At 57.0% G+C, this 2,603-nt stretch carries 2 protein-coding genes; both read right to left on the bottom strand.

Features of this window, described 5'->3' with window-relative positions; genetic code table 11:
* A partial coding sequence (locus VGK48_06950) for a VWA domain-containing protein (GenBank protein HEY2380908.1) occupies positions 1 to 1,414 on the bottom strand: 1,414 nt, incomplete at its 3' end.
* Positions 1,415 to 1,426: 12 nt separating this feature from the next.
* Positions 1,427 to 2,603, bottom strand: a 1,177-nt coding sequence (locus VGK48_06945) for a hypothetical protein (GenBank protein HEY2380907.1), incomplete at its 5' end; no start/stop codon positions are given.

Raw genomic sequence — 2,603 nt, 5'->3', positions numbered from 1 at the left:
AGTAACCGGTCGAGATATAGACCGGGAAGTCACTGCTCGGGACATCCGAGAGCAATTGCTCCTGGAGCTGCGCTTCGCGGGTTTCCTTGGTCGAATGCTGGAAGTCCGATTGCGCATAGTAGCCGTTACGAAATTCGAGCTTCGCGTTCCGGAGGTCAGCCCGGTTGACACGCACCTGAATTCGCCGGTATTTGCCGTCCTGCGCCGGATTCGTGCTGGCATAGCCGAGCAGGTAATAGAACGACGTATCGTCATGCACCTTGGTAAAGGCCGGCGCGAAATCGTTGTTGTCGAGAAACGCTTTGCCGCCCGTATCGTTCGCAAGCGTGGCCAGTGTTTCCTGGGTTGCAAAATTCGAATTGTACTGGTTCTGTACTGCTGCGCCGGAATAGGCGCCGCTTCCGCTTCCGCCGCGTCCGCCGCCGCGTCCGCCGCCGCCATTGGCCGAGCCGCCCGGAGCCATGGCTTCGAGACCGCGGACGTCGACTGTGTAGAAAGCCGTATTCGCATGTTTCGCTGCCGCTACTGCGGCGCGCAACTGGGTCTGGTTCTCGATGCCGGTGCGCTGGATTCCGCCGCTGAAATAAAGGACGGACTTTTTCTGCTGAACGAGCGCCAGGTCGTTGGCGAGATCGACGAGCGCCTGAAGCCGCTTGTCGGTATTGAATACGTTATATTCGGTTTCGTCCGGAGTGAATCCAGCCGCGGAATCGGTGGATGTGTCCGAACTGTCGGCGGCATCGCCATTCGCCAATCCTTCGTTGCTGCCCGTGCTCAAACCTGCGAGCGTGGTCTGCAGGGCTTCTTTGTCGCTCGTGAAGTCGAGATCCACGTTCAGTGCATTGGAAAAGGTGACCACGGATACGAGGTCGGCCGGAGCCATCTGCTTGTTGACGTAGTCCAGCCCCGATTTGCCGGCGCGTTCGACTTCTTCGGGCTGCAGCGAGCTCAAATCGAAGAACAGGACGATCAACCGCCGGTCCTTGAGATCGTTTTCGGTCAACGGCTCCGCCGCCGCGGGGGCGGTAGTCTTTGCCTTTGCTGCGTTTGCGGTGTTCAGGTTGGTCAGCAGTTCCGTTTTCGGCGTTTCCGCCGTGACGGCGACAGCATCCGTGTCTTCCGCATCGATCGAGATGATGTCCTGTTTCTTTCCGTCCTCGAGAATGGTGAAATCGGATGTCTTCAGGTCTTTGACGAACTTATCGTCCTTGTCCCTGACGATCACATTGACCAGGATGACCTCGGTGGAGGTTTTCAGCGTGAAATTGCCTTCGCCGTTTCCCTTCTGGACCTCATTGTTATTTGCAGGTGCCTGCGCCTGTGCCGGCGGAGGTGCTGTTTGCGACGCCATATTGAACGGCATCAGGCCAATCAGGAAGACAAACAACAGGAACTTCTTCATGTCGCTATTCACGGCTGTTTCCTCTCAGAAATTAAATCGCGCAACAATTTGAGCTGTTCTCATCTGCGCCGTATTGGTCACTCTTCCGAACGTGGGCGAGTTCAAAGTCGTGTTGAACCGGTTGTACTGCACCATATTCAAGGGGTTATTGGCCTGAATACGCACATTCAACGATCGCCCGTCGGCAAAGACAAAAGTTTTGTTCAGGGTCGCTGCCATCGAAATCACGCCGGGATTTCGCAGCGTGTCCTTGCCCGCATTTCCGTATTGTCCGGCTGCCGGGCACGTGAAGGCGGAGGTATTGAACCACTCGGCTACAGACTTGTCCGATATACCGGTAGATAGCCCTGTCGCGTTGGCTCGAAGAGTGCCGTTCGTCACACCCGTCAGGTTTGTGTAGCAGGACGAGGGGGCAGAAACCGTGAGAGGCGTGCCCGAGTTGTATACCCATGTCCCGTTCAACTGCCAGTCTCCCAACGCCGCTTTATATAGCGACGGTTCGGAAAAGAAATGCTTGTTGGTTCCGAACGGCAGTTCGTAGTTGTACTGTACGTTCAGCCGATGTGGCTGGTCGATGGTCGATAGTCCGCGGTCGGCCCGGCGGTTGAACAGATTTTGAATGGGGATGCCGCCACCACCGCCGCCTGAGAGTGTCGAAGCGTCATCGATCGATTTCGAGAACTGATACGTGACGCCAAAGGAGATGCCGTTGGTCAGCCGCCGATTCACCCGCACAAGGCCGGAGTGGAGTATTGAGTCGGCTCCGAATGTCTCCCACCGGAAGTCTTGCACGTTCGCGATCCGGAGCGCGCCCGTCGGCGCAAGATTCGGTGTTTCGACGAGATCCAGGTGTGTGCCCTTGGTTCCGGTATAGTCCATCAGGACCTGCAACTTTAGCGGCCGAACCTCCTGCTGGACTGAGAAATCCCACTGCTGAGCGTATCCCAGGCGGTAATTGGGATCGATGCCATAGGTGTTGCTCGCACCGATCGGGGTGGCGAAACCGTTGCGCAGGGTAATGGGCAGCAAACTATTTGCAAGATCGGCCACAGGCGCATATGTCCATTTTTCGGCGATTGAGAACGGCGGTTGATTCGACATCAGCCCGGCGATTCCGGCATACGCGGAGCCGTTGTAGGTGATGCCGTAGCCCAATCTCATGACCATCCCGTTGGTGATCCGGTACGCAAGGCCAAGACGC

It is taken from the genome of Terriglobia bacterium, from assembly GCA_036496425.1.
Lineage (GTDB): Bacteria > Acidobacteriota > Terriglobia > 20CM-2-55-15 > 20CM-2-55-15 > 20CM-2-55-15.
The sequence above is the reverse complement of the archived record's forward strand: the minus strand, read 5'-3'. Positions and strand labels throughout refer to the sequence as shown.